This window comes from Lentzea sp. HUAS12 (assembly GCF_024125735.1).
Lineage (GTDB): Bacteria > Actinomycetota > Actinomycetes > Mycobacteriales > Pseudonocardiaceae > Lentzea > Lentzea albida.
In genome coordinates, this window is sequence record NZ_CP099738.1 from 4,029,068 (window position 1) to 4,052,104 (window position 23,037).

26 protein-coding genes and 1 pseudogene are annotated in these 23,037 nt (G+C 70.2%); 7 read left to right on the forward strand and 20 right to left on the reverse strand.

What is annotated here, in order from left to right:
* Window positions 1–42 precede the first annotated feature (42 nt).
* From pyrF to pyrR, 7 genes are read right to left on the reverse strand one after another with little or no spacing between them, the layout of a single operon-like run.
* Window positions 43–855, reverse strand: coding sequence for an orotidine-5'-phosphate decarboxylase (gene pyrF / locus ND450_RS17655; RefSeq protein ID WP_253327188.1), 813 nt, complete (start codon window positions 853–855; stop codon window positions 43–45).
* The gene (gene carB, locus ND450_RS17660; protein WP_253327189.1) at window positions 852–4,154 is read right to left on the reverse strand and encodes a carbamoyl-phosphate synthase large subunit; all 3,303 of its coding nucleotides are present in this window, start codon (window positions 4,152–4,154) and stop codon (window positions 852–854) included. The genes pyrF and carB overlap by 4 nt, the downstream gene beginning before the upstream one ends.
* Window positions 4,154–5,266 (reverse strand): glutamine-hydrolyzing carbamoyl-phosphate synthase small subunit, encoded by a 1,113-nt coding sequence (gene carA / locus ND450_RS17665; RefSeq protein WP_371927726.1) that lies wholly within the window; start codon window positions 5,264–5,266, stop codon window positions 4,154–4,156. Before carA ends, carB begins: the two co-directional genes overlap by 1 nt.
* Complete coding sequence (locus tag ND450_RS17670) at window positions 5,263–5,751, reverse strand: transporter (protein ID WP_253327190.1); 489 nt, start codon at window positions 5,749–5,751, stop codon at window positions 5,263–5,265. The genes carA and ND450_RS17670 overlap by 4 nt, the downstream gene beginning before the upstream one ends.
* Window positions 5,748–7,028: a dihydroorotase gene (locus ND450_RS17675; RefSeq protein ID WP_253327191.1), complete on the reverse strand. Its 1,281-nt coding sequence runs from the start codon at window positions 7,026–7,028 to the stop codon at window positions 5,748–5,750. Before ND450_RS17675 ends, ND450_RS17670 begins: the two co-directional genes overlap by 4 nt.
* Window positions 7,025–7,957, reverse strand: coding sequence for an aspartate carbamoyltransferase catalytic subunit (locus tag ND450_RS17680; protein WP_253327192.1), 933 nt, complete (start codon window positions 7,955–7,957; stop codon window positions 7,025–7,027). Before ND450_RS17680 ends, ND450_RS17675 begins: the two co-directional genes overlap by 4 nt.
* The gene (gene pyrR, locus ND450_RS17685) at window positions 7,954–8,526 is read right to left on the reverse strand and encodes a bifunctional pyr operon transcriptional regulator/uracil phosphoribosyltransferase PyrR (RefSeq protein WP_089912344.1); all 573 of its coding nucleotides are present in this window, start codon (window positions 8,524–8,526) and stop codon (window positions 7,954–7,956) included. The genes ND450_RS17680 and pyrR overlap by 4 nt, the downstream gene beginning before the upstream one ends.
* 257 nt (window positions 8,527–8,783) lie before the next feature.
* On the opposite strand from pyrR, the gene ND450_RS17690 reads away from it, so the two are divergent.
* On the forward strand, window positions 8,784–9,272 hold the full coding sequence (locus ND450_RS17690; protein WP_030471611.1) for a transcriptional regulator: 489 nt from the start codon (window positions 8,784–8,786) through the stop codon (window positions 9,270–9,272).
* A gap of 108 nt (window positions 9,273–9,380) precedes the next feature.
* On the opposite strand, the gene ND450_RS17695 is transcribed toward ND450_RS17690, so the two are convergent.
* On the reverse strand, window positions 9,381–10,190 hold the full coding sequence (locus tag ND450_RS17695) for a sigma-70 family RNA polymerase sigma factor (protein ID WP_256557532.1): 810 nt from the start codon (window positions 10,188–10,190) through the stop codon (window positions 9,381–9,383).
* An 88-nt stretch (window positions 10,191–10,278) separates the two neighbouring features.
* Here ND450_RS17695 and ND450_RS17700 point away from each other — a divergent pair, with 88 nt between their 5' ends.
* Window positions 10,279–10,980 (forward strand): SDR family oxidoreductase, encoded by a 702-nt coding sequence (locus tag ND450_RS17700; RefSeq protein WP_253327193.1) that lies wholly within the window; start codon window positions 10,279–10,281, stop codon window positions 10,978–10,980.
* 12 nt (window positions 10,981–10,992) lie between these two features.
* A complete protein-coding gene (locus ND450_RS17705; RefSeq protein WP_253327194.1) occupies window positions 10,993–11,622 on the forward strand; it encodes an HD domain-containing protein in 630 nt (209 codons plus the stop codon).
* Window positions 11,623–11,667: 45 nt separating this feature from the next.
* On the opposite strand, the gene nusB is transcribed toward ND450_RS17705, so the two are convergent.
* From nusB to ND450_RS17720, 3 genes are read right to left on the reverse strand one after another with little or no spacing between them, the layout of a single operon-like run.
* Window positions 11,668–12,087, reverse strand: a complete 420-nt coding sequence (nusB, locus tag ND450_RS17710) for a transcription antitermination factor NusB (RefSeq protein ID WP_253327195.1) — start codon at window positions 12,085–12,087, stop codon at window positions 11,668–11,670.
* The gene (efp, locus tag ND450_RS17715) at window positions 12,087–12,653 is read right to left on the reverse strand and encodes an elongation factor P (RefSeq protein ID WP_253327196.1); all 567 of its coding nucleotides are present in this window, start codon (window positions 12,651–12,653) and stop codon (window positions 12,087–12,089) included. The genes nusB and efp overlap by 1 nt, the downstream gene beginning before the upstream one ends.
* Before the next feature lie 31 nt (window positions 12,654–12,684).
* Complete coding sequence (locus ND450_RS17720; RefSeq protein ID WP_253327197.1) at window positions 12,685–13,761, reverse strand: Xaa-Pro peptidase family protein; 1,077 nt, start codon at window positions 13,759–13,761, stop codon at window positions 12,685–12,687.
* Window positions 13,762–13,796: 35 nt separating this feature from the next.
* Here ND450_RS17720 and ND450_RS17725 point away from each other — a divergent pair, with 35 nt between their 5' ends.
* Window positions 13,797–14,207: a B-4DMT family transporter gene (locus ND450_RS17725; RefSeq protein ID WP_253327198.1), complete on the forward strand. Its 411-nt coding sequence runs from the start codon at window positions 13,797–13,799 to the stop codon at window positions 14,205–14,207.
* Here the strand turns inward: ND450_RS17725 and ND450_RS17730 are convergent.
* Both ND450_RS17730 and ND450_RS17735 read right to left on the reverse strand, forming a co-directional pair.
* Complete coding sequence (locus ND450_RS17730; RefSeq protein WP_253327199.1) at window positions 14,191–14,799, reverse strand: hypothetical protein; 609 nt, start codon at window positions 14,797–14,799, stop codon at window positions 14,191–14,193. The two genes, ND450_RS17725 and ND450_RS17730, sit on opposite strands and share 17 nt — an antisense overlap.
* 19 nt (window positions 14,800–14,818) lie before the next feature.
* The gene (locus ND450_RS17735) at window positions 14,819–15,196 is read right to left on the reverse strand and encodes a VOC family protein (RefSeq protein ID WP_253327200.1); all 378 of its coding nucleotides are present in this window, start codon (window positions 15,194–15,196) and stop codon (window positions 14,819–14,821) included.
* A 69-nt stretch (window positions 15,197–15,265) separates the two neighbouring features.
* Between ND450_RS17735 and ND450_RS17740 the strand changes: the two genes are divergently transcribed.
* Entirely contained in the window at window positions 15,266–16,201 is a 936-nt protein-coding gene (locus ND450_RS17740; RefSeq protein ID WP_253327201.1) for a hypothetical protein, read from the forward strand.
* Window positions 16,202–16,385: 184 nt separating this feature from the next.
* Here the strand turns inward: ND450_RS17740 and aroQ are convergent, their stop codons facing one another.
* The 7 genes and pseudogenes from aroQ to ND450_RS17775 form a co-directional block, all read right to left on the reverse strand.
* The gene (gene aroQ, locus ND450_RS17745; protein WP_089912376.1) at window positions 16,386–16,814 is read right to left on the reverse strand and encodes a type II 3-dehydroquinate dehydratase; all 429 of its coding nucleotides are present in this window, start codon (window positions 16,812–16,814) and stop codon (window positions 16,386–16,388) included.
* Complete coding sequence (gene aroB / locus ND450_RS17750) at window positions 16,811–17,869, reverse strand: 3-dehydroquinate synthase (protein ID WP_371927772.1); 1,059 nt, start codon at window positions 17,867–17,869, stop codon at window positions 16,811–16,813. The genes aroQ and aroB overlap by 4 nt, the downstream gene beginning before the upstream one ends.
* A gap of 28 nt (window positions 17,870–17,897) precedes the next feature.
* Window positions 17,898–18,423, reverse strand: a pseudogene (locus ND450_RS17755) (shikimate kinase); the annotation flags it as partial.
* A complete protein-coding gene (gene aroC / locus ND450_RS17760; protein ID WP_253327204.1) occupies window positions 18,420–19,619 on the reverse strand; it encodes a chorismate synthase in 1,200 nt (399 codons plus the stop codon). The gene aroC and the pseudogene ND450_RS17755, both read right to left, overlap by 4 nt.
* A gap of 13 nt (window positions 19,620–19,632) precedes the next feature.
* Window positions 19,633–20,085, reverse strand: a complete 453-nt coding sequence (locus ND450_RS17765; RefSeq protein ID WP_253327205.1) for a prepilin peptidase — start codon at window positions 20,083–20,085, stop codon at window positions 19,633–19,635.
* 109 nt (window positions 20,086–20,194) lie between these two features.
* Window positions 20,195–20,650, reverse strand: a complete 456-nt coding sequence (locus ND450_RS17770; protein WP_089912387.1) for a PTS glucose transporter subunit IIA — start codon at window positions 20,648–20,650, stop codon at window positions 20,195–20,197.
* Window positions 20,647–20,883: a glucose PTS transporter subunit EIIB gene (locus ND450_RS17775; RefSeq protein WP_253327206.1), complete on the reverse strand. Its 237-nt coding sequence runs from the start codon at window positions 20,881–20,883 to the stop codon at window positions 20,647–20,649. The genes ND450_RS17770 and ND450_RS17775 overlap by 4 nt, the downstream gene beginning before the upstream one ends.
* 111 nt (window positions 20,884–20,994) lie before the next feature.
* Between ND450_RS17775 and ND450_RS17780 the strand changes: the two genes are divergently transcribed.
* Both ND450_RS17780 and ND450_RS17785 read left to right on the forward strand, forming a co-directional pair.
* Entirely contained in the window at window positions 20,995–21,750 is a 756-nt protein-coding gene (locus tag ND450_RS17780; RefSeq protein ID WP_253327207.1) for a GntR family transcriptional regulator, read from the forward strand.
* Window positions 21,747–23,027, forward strand: coding sequence for a PTS transporter subunit EIIC (locus tag ND450_RS17785; protein ID WP_253327208.1), 1,281 nt, complete (start codon window positions 21,747–21,749; stop codon window positions 23,025–23,027). The genes ND450_RS17780 and ND450_RS17785 overlap by 4 nt, the downstream gene beginning before the upstream one ends.
* Window positions 23,028–23,037: the final 10 nt, after the last annotated feature.

A 23,037-nucleotide genomic window follows, 5' to 3' on the forward strand; every position in this document is an offset into this window, starting at 1 on the left:
AGGTGAGCGCGCCACACCCCAAAAGTCGTGGCGCGCCCCTCCTCAGAGGCTCTCCTGGACCCTCCGCACGGCGCTGACCAGCGAAGACACGTCCGGCCCGTGCTTGAGAACATCTCGTGAAGAAGTCGGAAAGACGTTGCGCATGTCGGGGCCGAAGAGCCGTTTTAGATCAGCCGTGGAGCCGCCCTGAGCGCCGAAACCGGGCGCCAGGATCGGTCCGTTGAACCCCGAGAGGTCTACATCCGTTTCCCCGATCGTGGCACCCACGACGAGACCGACATCGCCGCACGGGGAAATGCCTGAATTCCGAGCGGAGGCGAAATCGATGATCGTCTGAGCCGTGGTTCGCCCGTCCGGAGCAACGGCCCGCTGGACCTGGGCACCCTCCGGGTTCGAGGTGAGGGCGAGCACGAACACGCCCCGGCCGGTCGCCCGCGCCGTGTCGAGCGCGGGCTGCAGCGATCCGAAGCCGAGGTACGGCGACACCGTCACGGCGTCACCGGCCAGCGGCGAGCCGTCGCCCAGGTACGCCTGCGCGTAGGCGGCCATGGTCGAGCCGATGTCGCCGCGCTTGGCGTCCACGAGCACGAGCGTGCCCGAGTCGCGCAGCTCCGCGATCACCCGCTCCAGCACGGCGACGCCACGAGACCCGTAGGCCTCGAAGAACGCCGCCTGCGGCTTCACCATCGCCACCTGGCCGCCGAACGCCTCCACGGCCGTCAGGGCGAACCGTTCGAGGCCCTCCGCGGTCGGCGAGAGGCCCCAGGCCTCCAGCAGGCTCGGATGGGGGTCGATCCCGACGCACAGGGGTCCGTGCGCCTCGGCGGCCTTCTCCAGCTTCTCCCCGAACGTCACGCGTCACCTCGCAGCATCGCCTGGAGGGCCTGCAGCGGCTGCACGCCGATGTCACCCCGGATGAGCGCCTCGATGCCGTGCACGGCCGCGGCGGCGCCCTGGATCGTGGTGACGCACGGGATGTCCTTGGCGACGGCGGCGGTGCGGATCTCGTAACCGTCCACACGGGGACCGCTGTTGCCGTACGGCGTGTTGAAGATCATGTCGATCTCGCCGTTGAGGATCATGTCGACGACGTTGCCCTCGCCCTCGAAGTGCTTGCGCACCTCGGTGCACGCGATCCCGTTGCGCTTCAACACCTCCGCGGTGCCGGCCGTCGCGAGGATCTGGAACCCGAGGTCCGCGAGGCGCTTGACCGGGAAGATCATCGCGCGCTTGTCGCGGTTCGCGAACGACACGAACACCTTGCCCTTGGTGGGCAGCGAGCCGTACGAGGCCGTCTGCGACTTGGCGAACGCCTTGCCGAACGACGAGTCGATGCCCATGACCTCGCCGGTGGACTTCATCTCCGGGCCCAGCAACGAATCCACGCCGTGGCCCTCGGGCGTGCGGAAGCGGTGGAACTGCATGACCGCCTCCTTGACCGCGACCGGCGCGTGCTCGGGCAGCCGGGCACCGTCACCGGTGGCCGGCAGGACGCCCTCCTCGCGCAGTTCCGCGATCGTGGCGCCGAGCATCACGCGCGAGGCGGCCTTGGCCATCGACACGGCCGTCGCCTTGGACACGAACGGCACCGTGCGCGACGCACGCGGGTTTGCCTCCAGGACGTACAGAACGTCGTCCTTGAGCGCGTACTGGACGTTCAGGAGCCCCTTCACGCCGATGCCGCGCGCGATGGCCTCGGTGGAGCGGCGGACGTTCTCGATGTCCGACGCGCCGAGCGTGATCGGCGGCAGCGCGCAGGAGGAGTCACCGGAGTGCACGCCGGCTTCCTCGATGTGCTCCATGACGCCGCCGATGAACACCTCGTCGCCGTCGCACAGCGCGTCGACGTCGATCTCGATGGCGTCGTCGAGGAACCGGTCGACCAGCACCGGGTGCTCGGGCGTCACCTCGGTCGCGCGGGCGATGTAGCCCGACAGCGACTCCTCGTCGTACACGATCTCCATGCCGCGTCCGCCGAGCACGTAGGAGGGGCGCACGAGGACCGGGTAGCCGATCTCGTCCGCGATCTCCTTCGCCTCGTCGAACGACGTGGCCGTGCCGAACTTCGGCGCGGGCAGCCCGGCCTCGGTCAGCACCTTGCCGAACTGGCCGCGGTCCTCGGCGAGGTGGATCGCCTCGGGCGTCGTGCCCACGACCGGCACGCCGGCGTCGGACAGGCGCTGCGCGAGGCCCAGCGGCGTCTGGCCGCCCAGCTGCACGATCACGCCGGCGACCTCGCCGGAGCGCTGTTCGGAGTGCACGACCTCCAGCACGTCCTCGAACGTCAGCGGCTCGAAGTACAGGCGGTCGGAGGTGTCGTAGTCGGTCGACACCGTCTCCGGGTTGCAGTTGACCATGACGGTCTCGTACCCGGCCTGCCGCAGCGCCATGGCCGCGTGCACGCACGAGTAGTCGAACTCGATGCCCTGGCCGATGCGGTTCGGGCCGGAGCCCAGAATCAGCACCTTCGGCTTCTCCCGCTGCTCCGCGACCTCAGTCTCGGCGTTCGGGTCGAGCTCGTACGCGGAGTAGTGGTACGGCGTCTCGGACTTGAACTCCGCCGCGCACGTGTCGACCGTCTTGTAGACCGGACGCACGCCCAGGCGGTGCCGCAGCGTGCGCACGCCGTCCTCACCCGCGAGCTCCGGCCGCAGCACGGAGATCTGCCGGTCGGACAACCCGGCGCGCTTCGCCTTGCGCAGCAACGACTCGTCGAGCACGGGAGCCTCCAGGAGCTCCGTGCGCAACGTGCCGAGCCAGGCGATCTGCTCGATGAACCACGGGTCGATCTTCGACGCCTCGTACACGTCCTCAATGGACGCACCGAGTCGAAGAGCACGCTCGACCGTGTAGATGCGGCCGTCGTGGCCGCGCTTCAACTGCTCCAGGACGGACTCCAGAGTAGTGCCCTCCGGGTCCGGCTGGGTCCAGAAACCGACCGATTTCGTTTCCAGCGAACGCAGCGCCTTGCCCAGCGCCTCCACGAAGTTCCGGCCGATCGACATGGCCTCGCCGACCGACTTCATCGTGGTCGTCAGCGTGGGGTCGGCACCGGGGAACTTCTCGAAGGCGAACCGCGGCGCCTTCACGACGACGTAGTCGAGCGTCGGCTCGAACGACGCCGGGGTCTCCCCCGTGATGTCGTTGGTGATCTCGTCGAGCGTGTAGCCGATGGCGAGCTTCGCGGCGATCTTGGCGATCGGGAAACCCGTTGCCTTCGAAGCAAGAGCCGACGACCGCGACACGCGCGGGTTCATCTCGATGACGACCATGCGGCCGTTGTCCGGGTGGATCGCGAACTGGATGTTGCAGCCACCGGTGTCGACGCCGACCTCGCGGATGACCTGGATGCCGACGTCGCGCATGTGCTGGTACTCGCGGTCGGTCAGCGTCATCGCCGGCGCGACCGTGACCGAGTCACCGGTGTGCACGCCCATCGGGTCGATGTTCTCGATCGAGCAGATGACGACGACGTTGTCGTTGCGGTCGCGCATCAGCTCGAGCTCGTACTCCTTCCACCCGAGCACGCTCTCCTCGATCAGCACCTCGGTGACCGGGGACTCCTCCAGGCCGATGGCCGCGAGGCGCTCCAGCTCCTCCGGGGTGTGCGCCATGCCGGAACCCAGGCCGCCCATGGTGAACGACGGCCGGATGACGACGGGCAGACCCAGCTCGGCGACGGTGGACCGCACCTCGTCCATCGTCTTGCACACCGCGGAACGCGGGACGTCCGAGCCGATCCCGCGGACCAGGTCCTTGAAGATCTGCCGGTCCTCACCGCGCTGGATGGCGTCGACGTTCGCGCCGATCAGCTCGACGTCGTACTTCTCCAGCACGCCGCGCTCGTGCAGCGCGATGGCCGTGTTGAGCGCCGTCTGGCCGCCGAGGGTCGCCAGGATCGCGTCCGGGCGCTCCTGCGCGATGACCTTCTCCACGAACTCGGCCGTGATCGGCTCGATGTAGGTGGCGTCGGCGAACTCGGGGTCGGTCATGATCGTCGCCGGGTTGGAGTTCACCAGGCTGACCCTGATGCCCTCCTCCCGCAGCACCCGGCACGCCTGGGTGCCGGAGTAGTCGAACTCGCACGCCTGACCGATGACGATCGGGCCGGAGCCGATGACCAGGATGTGCTTGAGATCAGTCCTCTTCGGCATCAGCGGGCCTCATTCATCATGGTCACGAAGTCGTCGAACAGGGGCGCGGCGTCGTGCGGTCCGGCCGCGGCCTCGGGGTGGTACTGCACGGAGAACGCCGGCGCGTCGAGCAGCCGGACGCCCTCGACGGTGCCGTCGTTGGGGCAGTAGTGCGACAGCACGGCGCGGCCGAACTCGGAGGAGAACTCCTCACCCGGCGTGCCCTCGAGCGCGAACCCGTGGTTCTGCGAGGTGATGGCGACCTTGCCGGTCGTCACGTCGATGACCGGGATGTTGATGCCGCGGTGGCCGTAGCGCATCTTGTACGTCCCGCGGCCGACCGCGCGGCCCAGGATCTGGTTGCCGAAGCAGATGCCGAACAACGGCAGCTTGCGGCCGAGAGCCTCGCGCGTCAGGGCGATGGCGTGGTCCTGCGTGGCCGGGTCGCCCGGGCCGTTCGACAGGAACAGGCCGTCCGGGCTGACCTTCAGGATGTCCTCGAACGTGCTGGTGAGCGGCAGGACGTGCACCTCGATGCCGCGCGCCGCCATCATCCGCGGGGTGTTCGACTTGATGCCCAGGTCCAAGGCCGCGACGGTGAACTTCTTCTCGCCGATGGCCTCGACGACGTACGGCTTGTCCGTCGTGACGTCGACCGCGAGGTTCGCGCCGACCATCTGCGCCGACGCCTTGACCTGCTCGACCATCGACGCGTCGTCGGTGAGGTCCGAGCCGGAGAACACACCGGCGCGCATCGCGCCCTGCTCGCGGATGTGGCGGGTCAGGGTGCGGGTGTCGAGACCCGCGATGCCGACGACGCCCTGGTTCGCGAGCTCCTCGTCGAGGCCCCGCTTGGAGCGCCAGTTCGACGGCGTGCGCGCGGGGTCGCGGACGACGTAGCCCGCCACCCAGATCTTGGACGACTCGTCGTCCTCGTCGTTCCAGCCGGTGTTGCCGATCTGCGGCGCGGTCTGCACCACGATCTGGCGGTGGTAGGACGGGTCGGTCAGGGTCTCCTGGTACCCGGTCATGGCCGTGGAGAACACGACCTCGCCGAGCGAGACGCCGGTCGCTCCGTACGCCTCACCGCGGAAGACACGTCCGTCTTCCAGCACCAATGCCGCGTTCGTCACGCCTTGCCTCCCACGAGAGCTGCTACCCATTCGTCGTAAACGTCCTTGTCGTCACCGCGAAAACCAGTGTCGAACAGGTGGCCATCGTTTTCCCACTGCACCACCAACAAGCCTTCTTCGCTGAACATGACCTTCCCGGCGAGGCCCCGGTCCGTGCGCGCGTCCCGGATGGAGCCGACGGGGATGAACAACGGCGAGGCGCCGGTCCGCTCGATCGCGATGCCCTCCGGCACCAGGCTCAGCGTGGCCTCGGCGCGGTGGCCGATGTCGCCGACCTGGACGCGGTCCTGCCAGTTGCCCGCGTTCGTCGTTCCGATGTAGACGCCCGTGGTCTCCAGGCGCGGCGCGCCGAGCTTCTCCGGTGTCGACGGGAACGCGGGCAGGCCGGCCTGCGCGCGCTGGCGCCGCTTCCAGCCGTGCCACATGCCGTAGACGCACAGGGCGAAGAAGACGAAGACCGCCAGAGACAGGAGGATCCGGGTCATTCCGCAATCCTCCCCGCCACCGCGGTCACCCGGCCACGCAAGATGGTGGCCGTCACCGCCGCGGGCAGTTCCATGCCCTCGAACGGGGTGTTGCCGGCGATGCTCGCGAGCTCGGCGCCGGTGACCGTCCAGGACGCGTCCGGGTCGACCAGCACGAGGTTCGCGGGCTCGCCGACGGCGATCGGGCGGCCCTGGTCGGTCAGCCCGGCGATCTCGGCGGGCTTCTCGCTCATGACCCGCGCGACACCGCGCCAGTCCAGCAGGCCGGTCTTCACCATCGTCTCGACGACGATGCCGAGCGCGGTCTGCAGGCCGAGCATGCCCGGACGGGCCGCCGACCACTCGCAGTCCTTGTCCTGGACCGCGTGCGGGGCGTGGTCCGTGGCGACGCAGTCGATCGTGCCGTCGGCCAGCGCCTGGCGCAGCGCGTCCACGTCCGCCTGCGTGCGCAGTGGCGGGTTGACCTTGTTGACCGGGTCGTACGTGCTCAGCCGGTCGTCGGTCAGGATCAGGTGGTGGGGCGTCACCTCGGCGGACACCTTGGTGCCGCGCGCCTTCGCCCACTTCAGGACGTCCGCCGTGCCGGTGGTGCTGACGTGGCAGACGTGCAGCTTCGCGTCGACCTGCTTCGCGAGGATGCAGTCGCGAGCCACGATCGACTCCTCGGCGGCCGCGGGCCAGCCCTGCAGGCCGAGCCTGGAGGCGTTCTCGCCCTCGTGCGCCTGGGCGCCGACGGTGAGCCTCGGCTCCTCGGCGTGCTGGGCGATCACGGCGTTCAGCGACTTCGAGTACTCGAGCGCACGGCGCATGATCAGCGGGTCGTGCACGCAGTGGCCGTCGTCGGAGAACACGCGGACGTTCGCCTTGGACTTGGCCATCGTGCCGAGTTCGGCGAGCTTCTCGCCCTTGAGGCCGACGGTGACGGCGCCGACCGGGTGGACGTCGACGAGGCCGACCTCCTGACCGCGGCGGGCGACGTGCTCGACGATGACGGCGTTGTCGGCGACCGGGTCCGTGTTGGCCATGGCGAACACGGCGGTGTAACCACCGAGCGCGGCGGCCTTCGAGCCGGTCTCGATGGTCTCCGTGTCCTCGCGGCCGGGTTCGCGCAGGTGGGTGTGCAGGTCGACGAAGCCCGGCAGCAGGACCGCGCCGTTGCCTTCGATGATCTCGGCGTTCTCGTCCGATCCTTCTGCGATCACGCCGTCGCGGATCAGCAGGTCGATCGGTTCCCCCTCGCCGTAGGGCCTGACTCCCTTGAGAAGCAAGGGTTTCACGCGTTTTCCTCCTCGTGGGCGAGCAAGTGGTACAGCACGGCCATGCGCACGTGGACACCGTTGCGGACCTGCTCGGTGATGGCGGCCTGCGGGCTGTCGGCGACGACGGAGGCGATCTCCATGCCGCGCAGCATCGGGCCGGGGTGCAGCACGACGGCGTGCTCGGGCAGCAGCTTCAGGCGCCGCTCGTTGAGGCCGTAGGCGATCGAGTACTCGCGCGAGCTCGGGAAGAACCCGCCGGTCATCCGCTCGGCCTGCACGCGCAGCAACATCACCGCGTCCTGCGAGGCGAGCTCGGAGTCGATCTCGTGCGAGACGGTGACCGGCCAGTTCTCGACGCCGGTGGGCAGCAGGGTCGGCGGGGCGACCAGCGTGACCTCGGCACCGAGCGTCGTCAGCAGGTGCACGTTCGACCGGGCGACGCGGCTGTGCAGGACGTCACCGACGATCGCGACGCGGCGGCCGTCGAGGCTGCCCAGGCGGTCGCGGAGCGTGGCGGCGTCGAGCAACGCCTGCGTGGGGTGCTCGTGCATGCCGTCGCCCGCGTTCACGACGGACGTGTTCGTGTGCTTGAGCCAGCCCGCGAGCCGGTGGGCCGCGCCGGACGCCGGGTGGCGCACGATCACGCAGTCGGCACCCGCGGCCTGCAACGTCAGCGCGGTGTCCCGCAGGCTCTCGCCCTTGCTGACGCTGGAACCGGAGCTGCTGACGTTGATCACGTCCGCGGACATCCACTTGCCGGCGATCTCGAACGACACCCGCGTGCGGGTGCTGTTCTCGTAGAACATCGTGATCACCGTGCGGCCGCGCAGCGTCGGCAGCTTGCGGACCTCGCGGCCGAGCAGCGCCTGCTTCAGCCGGTCCGCGGTGTCGAGGATCGCGATCGCCTGGTCGCGGTCGAGGCCGTCGGTGGAGAGCAGGTGCTTCACTTCAGCACCACTCCGTCGCGGCCGTCGAACTCCTCGAGCATCACCACTACGTCCTCGGTCTTCGACGTCGGCAGGTTCTTGCCCACGTAGTCCGCGCGGATCGGCAGCTCGCGGTGGCCGCGGTCGACCAGCACGGCGAGCTGGACGGCACGGGGGCGGCCGTGGTCGCGCAGCGCGTCGAGGGCGGAGCGGATCGTGCGGCCGGAGAACAGCACGTCGTCCACGAGCACGACCAGCTTGTCGTCGATGCCGCCCTCGGGCAGCTTCGTCGCCTCCAGCGGCCGCGTGGGGCCTCTGCGCAGGTCGTCGCGGTAGAGGGTGATGTCGAGCGTGCCCTCGTGCACCGTCCGGCCGGAAAATTCGGCGATCTTAGCGGCAAGGCGCCGTGCGAGGGGGGCTCCCCGGCTGGGAATACCCATCAAGACGACGTCGGGTGCGCTGGGTGCATCGAGAGCGGTCTTCTCGATGATCTGATGGGCCATTCGGGCGACAGTGCGCGCGACGTCACCGGCCGAGAGAATCTCGCGATCCCCGGCCGGATCCGTCGCGCCACGTTGACGTGACGCCACGGCTGGACCTCCTTCCCCGCCTCACTGGACGGGTCCTTAAAGGACGTCGGACACCTAGCTGCAACTAGGCTGACCTGCACCGTATCACCTGCGGACGGTCAACCATCCGAGTGGTAGGCCAGGCGTGGCGCGCGTCTCTCCTTGAGATCAGCTTGACCTGTCGACCACGGCGAGTAATCATTACTCTGCGTATCGATCTAAGCCTCCCCGCAGCACGCCCGTACTGCTGACGGGGCGAATGAACGGAGAACCGCCACATGGGCGACTACGCCAAGGCGCTGGGGGCCAAGCTCCGCGCTATCCGCCAGCAGCAGGGCCTGTCCCTGCACGGCGTCGAGCAGAAGTCCGGCGGTCGCTGGAAGGCCGTGGTCGTCGGCTCGTACGAGCGCGGTGACCGCGCGGTGACCGTGCAGAAGCTGGCCGAGCTGGCCGACTTCTACGGGGTTCCCGTCGCCGAGCTCCTGCCCGAGGGCCGCGTGCCGTCGGGTGCCGAGCCGGCCACCAAGATCGTGATCAACCTCGAACGGCTGCAGCAGCTGCCGGTCGAGAAGGTCGGCCCACTGGCCCGCTACGCCGCGACCATCCAGTCGCAGCGCGGTGACTACAACGGCAAGGTCCTCTCCATCCGCACCGAGGACCTGCGTTCGCTCGCGATCATCTACGACATGACGCCGGGCGAGCTCACCGAGCAGCTCATCGACTGGGGTGTGCTGCCTCCCGAGGCCCGTCCCGCGAAGGAAGACTGAGCTCCACACGCCGTTCGTGGCTCCCCCGACGTCCTGCTTGTCGCCCTGAGGACGCCGAGGGAGCCACGTGCGTTTTCAGGGGCGTCCCGTCGGCAGCAGCGGTCCTGCTCACGGCACGAGCGCGGCCAGTTGTCGCCGGTCCTGGATCACGTGGATCGCGACGATCCGGCCGTCGCGCACGGTGAACGCCATGATCGAGAACGGCACGCCGTCCACCCGCGCGATGAAGCCGATCTCGTTGCCGACGACGGCGAACTGCTCGGTCGCCCTGGCCGCGAACGTCCGGAAGAGGCCGGCGCGCCCCGCGACGTTCCGGCCGCCGAGGACCTCGAGGGCGCCCGCGCGCAGCACCACGTCCGGGTGCAGCACCGAGACCAGGCCCTCCAGGTCGCCCTCGCGTGACGCGCGGAGGAACGCCCGCACCACCTCGCGCTGCTGCGGCAGGCCGACGTCGGGCCGAGGCTTGTCCTGCACACGCCTGCGGGCCCGCGACGCCAGCTGACGGGTCGCGGCCGGCGTCTTGTCGATCAACGGCGCGATGTCGTCGAACGGCACCGCGAACAGGTCGTGCAGCACGAACGCCAGCCGCTCGTCGGGCTTGAGCGAGTCGAGCACGATCAGCATCGCGAGCCCGACCTCGTCGTTCGCGACGGCCCTGTGCTCGGGTTCCTCGCTGACGTCGATCACGGGGTCGGGCATCTCGAACGCGTGCTCGCGCCGGTCGCGCAGCATGTTCAGGCACACCCGGCCGACCACGGTGGTGAGCCAGGCGGCCGGGTTGTCGATCTCGCCCGGGTCGGCGCGCTCGACCCGGAGCCAGGCGTCCTGCAACGCGTCGTCCGCCTCGGCGAACGAGCCCAGCATGCGGTGGGCGATGGCGCGCAAACGCGTGCGCTCCTGCTCGAACTGCGCGATCACGACTTCCCCCTGTGGCCTGGCCCACACCCTGTCACGTTCCCGCCCGCTGCCGGGTCGGGTGGGCAACGGACTCGACCGGAGGGTAATCATGAAGATCGTCGTCACGGGTGGGACCGGCACTCTCGGCCGGCACGTCGTTCCGCTGCTGCGCGAGGCCGGTGCGGAGGTGACGGTGCTGAGCCGCCACGGTGACATCGCCTGCGACCTGCTCGGAGACGTCCCCCCGATCGAGGCGGACGTGGTCGTGCACCTCGCAGGTGGGCGGAAGGGGGACGACGTCGCGACCCGCAACCTGCTCGCGGCCTGCCGGGGCGTGCGGCACTTCGTGCACATCTCGGTGATCGGCGCCGACACCGTTCCGCTCGCGTGGTTGCGCACCAAGCTCGCCGCCGAGCAGGCGGTCGAGGCGTCGGGCATCGGGTTCACGATCCTGCGCGCCGCCCAGTTCCACGACCTGGCGCTCACGATGGTGCGCGGCCTCGCGAAGCTGCCGGTCGTGCCGGTGCCGGGGATGCGGCTGCAGCCGGTCGACGCCCGGGACGTGGCCGTGCGACTGGCCGAACTGGCGCTGGGACGGCCCGCCGGTCGCGTGACCGACCTCGCCGGGCCCGCGGAGTTCGACCTCCGCGACCTCGTGCGGGACTACCTGACCGCCGAGGGCAAGCGCCGGCTCACGGTGCCGATGCCGTTGCCGGGCAGGGCCGGGAAGGCCTACCGGGCCGGGCTCAACCTGAGCCTGGACGGCGACCGGGGCGCCCGCACCTGGGAGGAGTTCCTCGCCGCCCGGTAGCATCCTGGCAACGTGACGGACCTTCTCGCTGATCAGAACCCGCTGCCGTCCGGTGTGGACTCCCGGCTGCGCGACCACCTCACGTTCCTGATCGAGGTCGACCAGCTCAAGACCGTGCTGCGCGCGTCCCCTCTCGCGGCGGCCGACAGGCGCGAGAACGACGCGGAGCACTCGTGGCACCTCGCGCTGATGGTCATGACGCTCGCCGAGTACGCCGACGAGCCGATCGACGTCGGCCACACCATGAAGCTCGTGGTGGTGCACGACCTCATCGAGATCTACGCGGGTGACACGCCCATCTACGACACCGAGCTCGCCGCGAGTCAGCAGGAACGCGAGGAGGCGGCGGCCGACCGGTTGTTCGGCATCCTGCCCGAGGACGCGGGGCGCGAGATGCGGGCGTTGTGGGACGAGTTCGAGGCGCGCGTGACGCCCGAGGCGCGGTTCGCCAAGGCCATGGACCGGCTGCAACCGCTGCTGCTCAACTGGATGGCCAAGGGCGGGACCTGGCGGACGCCCGGTGTGACCGCGGACGACGTGCGGGCGCGCAAGGCCGTGATCGGCGAGGGCTCCGGGAAGCTCTGGGAGGCCGCGTTGCAGCTCATCGACGAGGGCGAGCGGCGCGGCTGGGCCCGGAGCTGACGAACCCGCAGGGCGTCACCACCGATGACGCCCTGCGGGGAGTGTCTACAGAACGGCGCGCAACTGGTCCGCGATCACCGCGATGCGGCCGAGCACGCCGTTCACGAACCGCGGCGAGTCGTCCGTCGAGAGGCCCTTGGCGAGTTCCACGGCCTCGTCGATCGCGACGGCGTCCGGCACGTCGGCGGCCCACAGCAGCTCGTACAGGCCGATGCGCAGGACCGCCCGGTCGACCGCCGGCATGCGCTGCAGGGTCCAGCCCTCGGCGTGCTCCGAGATGAGGTCGTCGATGCGCGAGCGGTTCGCGGTGACGCCCTCGACCAGCGAGACGGTGTAGTCGTTCACCGGCGGGACGTCGGGCGAACCGACGCGACCGGCCAGCAGCGTCACCGGGTCGGTGCCCAGCAGGTCGGCTTCGTAGAGGAAGTCGACCGCGCGCTTGCGGGCCTTGCTCCGAGCGCCCATTACTTGTCGCTGATGCGGCCGAGGTAGCGGCCGTCGCGGGTGTCGACCTTGATCTTCTCGCCGGTCGTGACGAACAGCGGGACCTGGATCTCGGCGCCGGTCTCCAGGGTCGCGGGCTTGGTGCCGCCGGTGGAGCGGTCGCCCTGCAGGCCCGGGTCGGTGTGCTGGATGACGAGCTCGACCGACGTCGGGAGCTCGACGAACAGCGGCACGCCCTCGTGGACGGCCACGACGGCCTCCTGGTTCTCCAGCATGAAGTTGGCGGCGTCGCCAACGGTCTCCGCCGGGACCGGGATCTGGTCGTAGGTGTCGCCGTCCATGAAGATGAAGTCGGCGCCGTCCTTGTAGAGGAACGACATGCCGCGCTTGTCCACGGTGGCGGTCTCGACCTTGGTGCCCGCGTTGAAGGTCTTGTCGACGACCTTCCCGGTCAGCACGTGCTTGAGGGTCGTGCGCACGAAGGCGCCACCCTTGCCGGGCTTGACGTGCTGGAACGCGGTGACGGTCCAGAGCTGGCCGTCGAGGTTCAGCACCAGGCCGTTCTTCAGGTCGTTCGTGGTGGCCACGGTGGGATTTCTCCTGTGTAGGACGGGGGTGTCAGACGACCACGAGTTCTTTCGTGGTCAGGGTGAGGAGCTCCGGCCCGCTGTCGCGGACCACGAGGGTGTCCTCGATGCGGACCCCGCCCCGCCCCGACAAGTAGACGCCGGGCTCGACGGTGACCGCCATACCGGCCGAAAGTGTACCGGCCCCCGCCTTGGACAACGCCGGTGCCTCGTGGATCTCCAGCCCGACGCCGTGGCCGAGGCCGTGCAGGAACTCGTCGCCGTGCCCCGCCTTCTCGATCACCTCGCGTGACGCGTGGTCGACGGCGCTCACCTCCACGCCCGGCTCGAGGGCGTTGCGTCCCGCTGCCTGCGACCGCGCGACCAGGTCGTACAGGTCGCGCTGCCAGTCCGCGGGCTTGCCGAGGACGAGCGTGCGGGTCATGTCGGAGTGGTAGCCGTCGACGAGCGCGCCGAAGTCGAGCTTGATGAAGTCGCCGGTGTGCAGGACGGCGTCCGTCGGCGAGTGGTGCGGCACGGCCGAGTTCGCGCCGAACGCCACGATCGAGGAGAACGACGGGCCCGCGGCGCCGTGGTCGAGCATGCGGTTCTCCAGCTCGCGCGCGACCTCGCGCTCGGTCCGGCCCGCGCGAAGGCCGCCGTGCCCGATCAGCGCCGCCAGCGCGCGGTCGGCCGCCGCGCACGCCATGCGCAGCGCCTCGATCTCGACCTCGTCCTTGACCAGCCGCAGCTTCTCGACCAGGCCGCCCGCCTTGACCAGTTCGGCCTTGCCGGCGGCCGCGGTCAGCCCGTCGCGGCCGTCGACCGTGACGTGGTGGCTCTCGAACCCGAGCCTGCCCTTGGCCCGCCGGGCGAGCGCGGTGTCGCACGGCCGGTCGATGAGCCGCTCCAGGTCCGGCACCTGCTTCGCCGACTGCGTGAGGTAGCGGCCGTCGGTGCAGAACACCGTGGTGTCGTCGCCGTTCGCGTCCACCAGCACGGCGGCGTTGGACCCGGTGAAGCCCGTGAGGTACCGGACGTTGAGCAGGTTCGTCACGAGCAGCGCGTCCAGGTTCGCGGCCTGGAGCTCCCGGCGCAGGGCGGTTCGGCGTGCGGCGTACGACGACATGCCTCGCAGCGTACGGCCAGTCCTAAGCTGTCCGCATGGCTGCTTGGTTCGTCCGTGCGTTGTGGATGGGGCTCCTGCACGGAGCCGTGCAGACCGGAGTGGCGGCCGTGGGCGTGCGCAGCCCCGAGGCCACGTCGGTCCGGCCGATCGCGCTCGTGCTGCTCGTCGTCGCGGCGGTGCTCTGGGGCGCCGTCGACGCGCTGCGCGACCTGGACGGCCGCGGCATGCAGTGGTTCGTCGCGTCGCTGGTCGCGGGTCCGTTCGCGGGCGCGCTGGGAGTGATCGGGTCGGCGTTGCTGGTCGACCAGACCGGGCAGGAGGCGCTGTGGGTGGCGCTGACGGGCGGGGCGGCGTTCACGGCGCTGCTCGTCCTCGCGCCCGCCGGCCTCGGCATGCTGCTGGGCTCGTTCCTCGCGAAGAAGAACGCGGCTAGTCAGCAGCCCTGACGGTCAGCAGGTAGCGCGCCGAGGTGCGGAAGGAGCCCGACTCCCCGTCGACCACCAGCTCGTGCTCGCCCGGCGTGAGCGGCGGGATCCACGCCCACAACCCGCACCCCTGCCCCGTCACGCGTCCCTCGCGCTGCCCCACGACGTTGCCCCGCGCCGCCTGGTAGGCGATCGCGACCGGCGCGATCCGGCGCAGCTCGACCAGCCGCCCGTCCAGCGCGACCGAGCCCTTCGCGTCCTCCATGAACCGCGCGCAGGCATCGGACGTGGAGGCGAGGTTGAGCGCCGGACCGGCGAGCGGGCGACCGGCCGGCACCTCGCACCTGCGGTCGACGGTCCCGCCGAACGTGCCGGCGAAGAACCACACGTCCCGCGGCTGGTTCTCCGCGCACCACTGGCCGGTGTCGTCGACGACGGGGTTGCGGTTCTCCGGACTCGACGCCGCCCACGTCCACCACCGCGCCTGCAGGTCCTGATCGGACAGCGGCTCCGCACCGGCCGTCGTCTCGGCGCCGACGGGCGCGGGCTCCGGCGCGGCCGCCGCGCACCCGGCCAGGAGCAGGGCCAACGCGGCGATGAAGGGTCTCGGCACGATCGGAATCTTTACACGGTCAGCCTGCGACGAGCTCGATTTCGAACCCGTCCTCGTTCTCCAGGAACGCCGCGTAGTGGTCCGGTCCTCCGGCGTGAGGATGCCGGTCCGCGAACATGAGCTTCCAGCCGTGTGCCTCGGATTCCCGGGTGAGGCGGTCGACGTTCTCCTTGGTGCCGGCGTGCAGGGCCAGGTGGTTCAGGCCCGCCCTCATGCGGTCGTGCGGGCCGGTCACGGCCGGGGAGCGCTCGGCCACGACGTAGGTCTCGTGCAGCTTCCAGCTGACGCCGTCGCTCCAGCGCTGGTGCTCGGTCCAGCCCAGTTCGGTGAAGACCCAGCCGAGGGTGGCTTCGGCCCTGGTGAGATCCGGGACCCACAGCTCGATGTGGTGAAGCATTCGCCGACTCCCCTCGGTGTCCGTGATTTGGCAGTTGATCGGTGTCCGATCCCTGCCGAAACCGAATACATGTGCAACCACGTGTCCGGTGCGGTCAACGACGGCGGCACGGTACTGCAGGTGCACGAGGTCAACGGCGACATCGTGCTCCACCCCGCTCCCGCCCGCCGCGACCGGGCCGCCCTGGCGAAGGCGGTGACGGCACGGGTGCTCGTGCTGCTCCTGGTCACCGCGGGCGAGCAGTACACCGCGAACGCCCTCGCCGACGGCACGTTCCCCGACGCCGCGGTCGTCCGGCCGATCGGAGCCGACGAGAAGAAGATCAAGGAGCTGGCCGGCGGGAAGCTGAGGCAGTGCACCCTGGTGCGCGTCACGATCCCCGTGAACTGCCCACAGCGCAGCACCGCTCCGAGAACGCACGGGGTGAAGTGGGCGATCATCGGCCACCCGACCGACGGCATGCGCGTGACCTGGCGCGGCAAGCGGGCCTACGTCACCGGCACCGCGGTCATGACGATCAACTACGTCGGCGACGACAGCGTCGGCTACGGCCTGGACGAGGTGCGCTTCACCGTCGAGGTGCGGTGGCGCGGCACCGGCGCGGAGACGACGCTCGGGGACGTGACGATGCTGCCCGACCCGCACGGCGGCAAGATCGTCAAACCGGACTACCCGGTCACCGAGGAGGCCGTGAAGTACGCGGTGAAGAACCGCTTCGAACTCTGCGCGGCGTCCACCCGGTCACCGATGCCCACCAACTGCCCCCGCGCCGCCGACACACCGCGGATCGAGGCCGTGAACTGGCGGATCAGCAGCGACCCTCTCGTCCTGCCGGACATCGCGACGGACAGCGAGTTCGGGCTCGTCCGGGTCACCGGGAACTACTCGATCACGGCGTGGCCCGTCGACGGGCAGAGCGGCGCGGCGCGGCAGTACACGTTGAGCGGGAGCTACACGGCGACCCTGTACCGCACCGAGGTGCTGGAGATCAGGCACGGGCCGTGAGGGTCTGCATGAGCGGCGTCGTGCCGGACGCGGTGCGGGTCGCGAACGGCACGTCGGCCAGATCGCGCGGACGGACACCGGCGGGCCCGCAGGACCGGCGGCGCGGGCAGTCCTGCTCGCGGCCGACGAGTCCACGGCTGGACGACCCGGCGCCCGGCGTGCGCTCGTCTCGCCGGGGCCGGCCCTACTTCTTGAGCGACAGCCAGCGCAGGGCCAGCAGGTAGCCCTCCACGCCCAGACCCACGATCACGCCGCTCGCCACCGCCGAGATGACGCTGTGGTGCCGGAACTCCTCGCGCTGGTGGATGTTCGAGATGTGCACCTCGACCAGGGGCGCGGTGAGCTGGGAGCAGGCGTCGCGGACGGCGATGGAGTAGTGCGTCCAGGCCGCGCCGTTCAGGACCACCGGGGTCGAGGCGTCGGCGGCCTCGTGCAGCCACCCCACCATCTCGCCCTCGTGGGCGGTCTGGCGGACCTCCACCTCGAAGCCCAGGTCGCGGCCCTCGGCCTCGCACATCTCGACGAGGTCGGCGTAGGTGGTGCGGCCGTAGACGTCCGGCTCGCGGGTGCCGAGGCGGTCGAGGTTCGGGCCGTTCAGGATCAGGACCTTCACAGCAGCACCGTTCCGCCCGTGGTCCTGGGCTCGGCGGCGACGGCCGAGTAGGCGGCGGCGATCAGGGCCGGGTCCGGGCCTTCGAGGCGGCCCGGCTTGGCGAGGCCGTCGAGGACCACGAAGCGGAGCACGCCCGCTTTGTTCTTCTTGTCGCCCTTCATGCCTTCCAGCAGTTGCGGGAGGCCGTCCGGGTCGTAGGTGGTCGGCAGGCCGAGCAGTTCGAGGACGCGCTTGTGGCGGTCCGCGGTCTCGTCGTCCAGGCGGCCTGCCAGGCGGGCCAGTTCGGCGGCGAAGACGAGGCCAACGCTGATGGCGGCGCCGTGGCGCCAGCGGTAGCGCTCACGGCGCTCGATCGCGTGGCCGAGGGTGTGGCCGTAGTTCAGGATCTCGCGCAGGGACGACTCGCGCAGGTCGTTCGAGACGACGTCCGCCTTGATCTGAATCTTGCGGCGGACCAGTTCGGCCAGCACGTCGCCGGTCGGGTCCAGCGCGGCCTGGGGGTCGGCCTCGATCAGGTCGAGGATGACCGGGTCGGCGATGAAGCCGCCCTTGACGATCTCGGCCGAGCCCGCGACGAGCTCGTTGCGCGGCAACGTCTCCAGCGTCGCGAGGTCGACGAAGACGACCTCGGGCTCGTAGAACGTGCCGACCAGGTTCTTGCCCGCGTCGGTGTTGATGCCGGTCTTGCCGCCGACCGCGGCGTCGACCATGCCGAGCAGGGTGGTCGGGATGTTGACCAGGCGCACGCCGCGCATCCAGGTGGAGGCGACGAAGCCGGCGAGGTCCGTGACGGCGCCGCCGCCGAGGCCGACCACGACGTCGGAGCGGGACAGGCCGATCTTGCCGAGCACGTCCCAGCAGAAGCCGGCGACGGCCAGGTCCTTGCCGTCCTCGGCGTCGGGCACCTCGACGCGGTGCGCGTCGATCCCCGTCGCCTTCAGCTCGTCGACCAGCACCCCGGCCGTGGCGGCCAGGGTCGGCTGGTGCACGATCGCGACCTTGGCCGTGCCCTCGAGGTGCCCGACGATCTCGCCCAGCAGACCCCGGCCGATCACGACGAGGTACGGCTTCTCGGCGTTGACCTCGACGGTCAGCGGCTCGGTCATTCCCCAACTCCCTTGATCACCGCGTCGGTCACCTGCTCCGGATCGAGCGCGTCCGTCAGGACCTCGACCGTCGCGACCTCGCGGTACAGCGGCAGGCGCGCGTCCAGCAGCGCCTTGAACGTGGCGCGCGGGTTCACGCCGGTGAGCAGCGGGCGGTTGGCCGCCAGGCCGGTGCGGCGCACGCCCTCGGCCATGCCCACGTTCAGGAACACGACGGTGTGCTCCCGCAGGCGTTCGCGGGTCGTGGCGGACAGCACCGCTCCCCCGCCCAGCGCCAGCACGCCCTCGTGCTCGACGAGCGCCTTGGCGACCGCTTCCTCTTCCATGGCGCGGAAAACGGGCTCGCCGTCGTCGGTGAAGATGTCGGAGATCGGCTTTCCGGCCAGCTGCACGATGTCGGCGTCGACATCGCGGAACGGCACGCCCAGCCGGGCCGCCAGCAGCTCGCTGACGGTGGTCTTGCCCGCGCCGGGCGGGCCGACCACGACGTAGCGCGGGCTCACATGCCCTCCCAGCGGGCTTCCAGCGCCTTGAGGTACGCGTGGGCGTTGCGGCGCGTCTCGTCGAGCGAGTCGCCGCCGAACTTCTCCAGCGCGGCCTCGGCCAGCACCAGCGCCACCACGGACTCCAGCACGACACCGGCGCGCGGCACGGCGCAGACGTCCGAGCGCTGGTGGATCGCGACGGCGGGCTCGCCGGTGCGGACGTCCACGGTGGACAGTGCGCGCGGGACGGTCGAGATGGGCTTCATCGCCACGCGGGCGCGCAGGATCTCGCCGTTGGTGATGCCGCCCTCGAGGCCACCCGCGCGGTTCGAACGGCGCGTCACGCCGACCGGGCCGCTACCGCGGTCGATCTCGTCGTGCGCCTGCGAACCCCAGCGCTCGGCGGAGGTGAAGCCGTCGCCGATCTCGACGCCCTTCATCGCCTGCACGCCCATCAACGCGGCGGCCAGGCGCGCGTCGAGGCGGCGGTCCCAGTGCACGTGGGAACCGAGGCCCGGCGGGAGCCCGTACGCGAGCACCTCGATCACGCCGCCGACGGTGTCACCGGCCTCCTTGACGGCCTCGACCTCGGCGACCATCGCGTCGGTGCCGCGGGAGTCGAAGCAGCGCACCGGCGACTCGTCGATCGCGGCCAGGTCGTCGGGCGTCGGCAGAGCCGCGTCCTCGGGCGTCCGGGCCTTGCCGATGGACACCACGTGGCTCAGGACCTGCACGCCGAGCAACTGCTGCAGGAACTGCCGCGCGACCGTGCCCAGCGCAGTGCGGGCCGCCGTCTCGCGGGCGGAGGCGCGCTCCAGCACCGGGCGGGCCTCGTCGAAGCCGAACTTCTGCATGCCCGGCAGGTCGGCGTGACCGGGCCGCGGACGCGTGAGGGCCTCGTTGCGGCCGGTCGGCTTGAGCAGGCTCGGGTCGACCGGGTCCGGCGACATGACCGTCTGCCACTTGGGCCACTCGGAGTTGCCGATCGTGACCGCGACCGGACCGCCCTGGGTCCTGCCGTGGCGCACACCGCCGAGGATCTCGACCTCGTCCTGCTCGAAGCCCATGCGGGGCGAGCGACCGAACCCGAGCCGGCGGCGCCCGAGTTGGGCGACGAGGTCCTCGGTGGTCACCTCCACCCCGGCGGGCATGCCCTCCAGGACGGCGACGAGGGCGGGGCCGTGTGACTCTCCAGCGGTGATCCAGCGCAGCACGTTCACAATCCTTTCACAACGTCGTCAACGCCCAGGTGGCGGCCAGCAGGCCCGGTCCGTGGGGCACCGCGCGCCGGCGCCGGAGCGCGGCCACGGCCAGCGTCACGGCACTCGACAGGATCGCCGCCGGTAACAGGGCCGGCAGCGGGAGCGCCGCGCCGAGTCCGAACGCGAGCTTCACGTCCCCGCCGCCCATGAACGCGGGCCGCAGCCACCGCACGAGGAGATGCGCGCCACCGAAGACGAGCGCCGTGAGCACCGCCGCTCCCAGCCCGTGGAACCGCAGGAGCAGCAGCAGAGCGCCCAACGGGAGGGTCAGCGCGTCCGGCAACCGGTGGTGCCGCAGGTCGATCACCGCGAGCACGATGCCGAACCAGGCCAGCAGGTACGACGAGGGCGGTGCGTCCAGGACGGCGGCGACCGTCCACAGCGAACCCAGCGCAGACGCGAGCAGGACCGTGGTCATGGCACCACGGTCCTGCTCGGCACGTCGAAGTACAAATCCCGCCCCGTCGTGAACGGACCGTTCACGACAAGGCGTCACACAGGGCCGGAAGAACGCCCTGACCTGCGGTTCAGCGGGACCAGTCGAACAGGGCGTCGTTCGCCGCCACGTCCACGTCCTGCGCCAGGTCCCCCAGCGCGTCCGCCGACGCGTCGAGCGCGATCACCGGGCAGATCGGCGCGAACCCGGCCGCCTCGACCTCGGCCGGGTCCCACGTCACGATCTTCTGACCGGCCTGGACCTGCTCGCCCTTGACGACGTGCAGCTCGAAGCCCTCGCCCTTGCGCTTCACGGTGTCGATGCCGAGGTGGACCAGGACGGCCGCCCCTTCACCGTTGGCGACCACGAACGCGTGCGGGTGCAGCGTCACGACGGTGCCGTCGAGCGGAGACACCACGTCGGACTTCGACCGGACGGGCTCGACGGCCACACCGGGGCCGACCATCGCCTGGGAGAAGACCGGGTCCGGAACCGCGGCGAGCGCGACGGCCCGACCGGCCACGGGGCTGCCGACGCGGACGCTCACAGCAGGTCCTCGATGTCCGACGCGATGGTGTCCGCCTCCGGTCCGACGACGACCTGGACGACGTTGCCGGAACGCATGACCCCGTGCGCTCCCAAGCTCTTCAGGGCCTTCTCGTCGACGACGGACCCGTCGTTGAGCTCACACCGCAGGCGGGTGATGCAGGGCTCGATCTCGACGATGTTGTCCGCGCCGCCCAGCGCCTCGAGGATCTTCTGAGCCTTCTCGTCAGCCACGTTCGTACCTCTCGTTCCCGTAACAGCGGTTGACACCCGCTCGGTGCGCGGAGCATTCTCCCGCACCAACTGGTCTAGACCGGAAAGTACCACTAGCGAGGAGGTGAGCGAGTGAACGAGATCGTGGAGGGGCCCAAGCCCAAGCACGCGCAGTTGCGCGAGATCCTGCGACGGCTGGCCGAACAGGAACTCGCTCCCGGCTCACCGATTCCGTCCGAGCGCGATCTGGCAGAGCGGTACGGAGTCTCTCGCATCACCGTGCGGGCCGCAGTCGGCCAACTGGTGGCAGAAGGCCTGCTCACGCGGGCGAAGGGGCGTGGGACGTTCACCGCCAAGCGGCGCTACGACCTGCAGCTCTTCCTGGCCTCGTTCACCTCGGACATGAAGGCGCGCGGGGTCGAACCCAGCACCGAGGTGATCAGCTGCGGCCAGGCGCCGGCCGGGTCGAAGGCCTCGCTGGGCCTCGACCCGGACGAGTACGCGTACCGCGTGGTGCGGTTGCGCAAGGCCGACGGCGCCCCGCTGGCGCTGGAGGCCGGCTGGTACAGCCCGCACATGCTTCCCGAGCTCGACCGATGTGACCTGACCGGATCGATCTACGAGATCATCGCGACCCGGTACGGGATCCAGCTCGACCACGCGCGGCAGACCGTGTGGGCCGAGACCGCCGACGCGGAGACCGCGAAGGCGCTCGACGTCCGCAGGGGCAGCCCGCTCCTCGTGTTCAGGAGGGTCGCCAGTTCCGAGGGGCGGCCCTGCGAAGACGTGACCTCCTGGTACCGGGGCGATCTCTACCAGGTGACCATGCAACTGGACCGGACCGTCCCGGGTACCGGACCCAACTCCGCCAAGGGAGGAACCCGATGAGCACGGACGCCGCAACCGGTGGTCGTGAGATCAAGGGCCTCGCCACGTTGCAGCGCTTCGGTCGCAGCCTCATGCTGCCGATCGCCGTGCTGCCCGCGGCAGGCCTGCTGCTCCGCTTCGGTCAGGACGACCTGCTGGGCAAGGACGGTCTCGGCTGGAACGCCGTCGCCTCGGTGATCGGTGCGGCTGGTGACGCGCTGTTCAGCAACCTCGCCCTGCTGTTCGCCGTCGGCATCGCCGTCGGTTTCGCACGGCGCGGCGACGGTTCGACGGCGCTCGCCGGCGTCGTCGGCTACGTCGTGCTGACGAACGTCTTCAAGGCGATGTCGCCGCTGGTCCTCGACCAGCCGACCGACCCGGCCGCCAAGCCCGAGGTGATCAACTACGGGGTGCTCGGCGGTATCGTCGTCGGTATCCTCTCGGCGCTGCTGTGGCAGAAGTACCACCGCATCAAGCTGCCCCCGTACCTGGCCTTCTTCGGTGGCCGCCGGTTCGTGCCGATCATCGTCGCCGGTGTGATGGTGATCGTCGGCGTCCTGCTCGGCCTGGTCTACCCGTGGTTCGACGCGGGCCTGACCGCGATCGGCGAGTGGGTCACGGGCAGCACGGTCATCGGTGCCTTCATCTACGGTGTCGTCAACCGCCTGCTGATCCCGCTGGGTCTGCACCACATCGTCAACAACGTCGTGTGGTTCCAGTTCGGCGAGTTCAACGACAAGACCGGTGACATCCCGCGCTTCCTCGCGGGCGACCCGACCGCCGGCACGTTCCAGACCGGCTTCTTCCCGATCTTCATGTTCGCGCTGCCCGCCGCCGCCCTGGCGATCGTGCACACCGCGAAGCCGAGCCAGAAGAAGATCATCGGCGGCATCATGGGCTCCGCCGCCCTCACCGCGTTCATCACCGGTGTGACGGAGCCGCTCGAGTTCGCGTTCATGTTCGTGGCGTGGCCGCTGTACCTGATCCACGCGGTGCTGACCGGTACGTCGCTCGCGATCTCGAACGCCCTGGGCGCGCACGACGGCTTCTCGTTCTCCGCCGGTGCGATCGACTTCGTCCTCAACTGGAACATCGCGCAGAAGCCGTGGCTGCTCATCATCCTCGGCCTGATCTACGCGGTGATCTACTACTTCCTGTTCCGCTTCGTCATCACCAAGTGGAACCTGAAGACTCCGGGACGCGAGGACGACGAGTCCCCCGAGGCCGACGAGAGCGTCGTCGGCAGCACGGGTGACACCGCGGTGCGCGAGACTCGCACCCGCAACGACAAGCAGTAAGCACAACCAG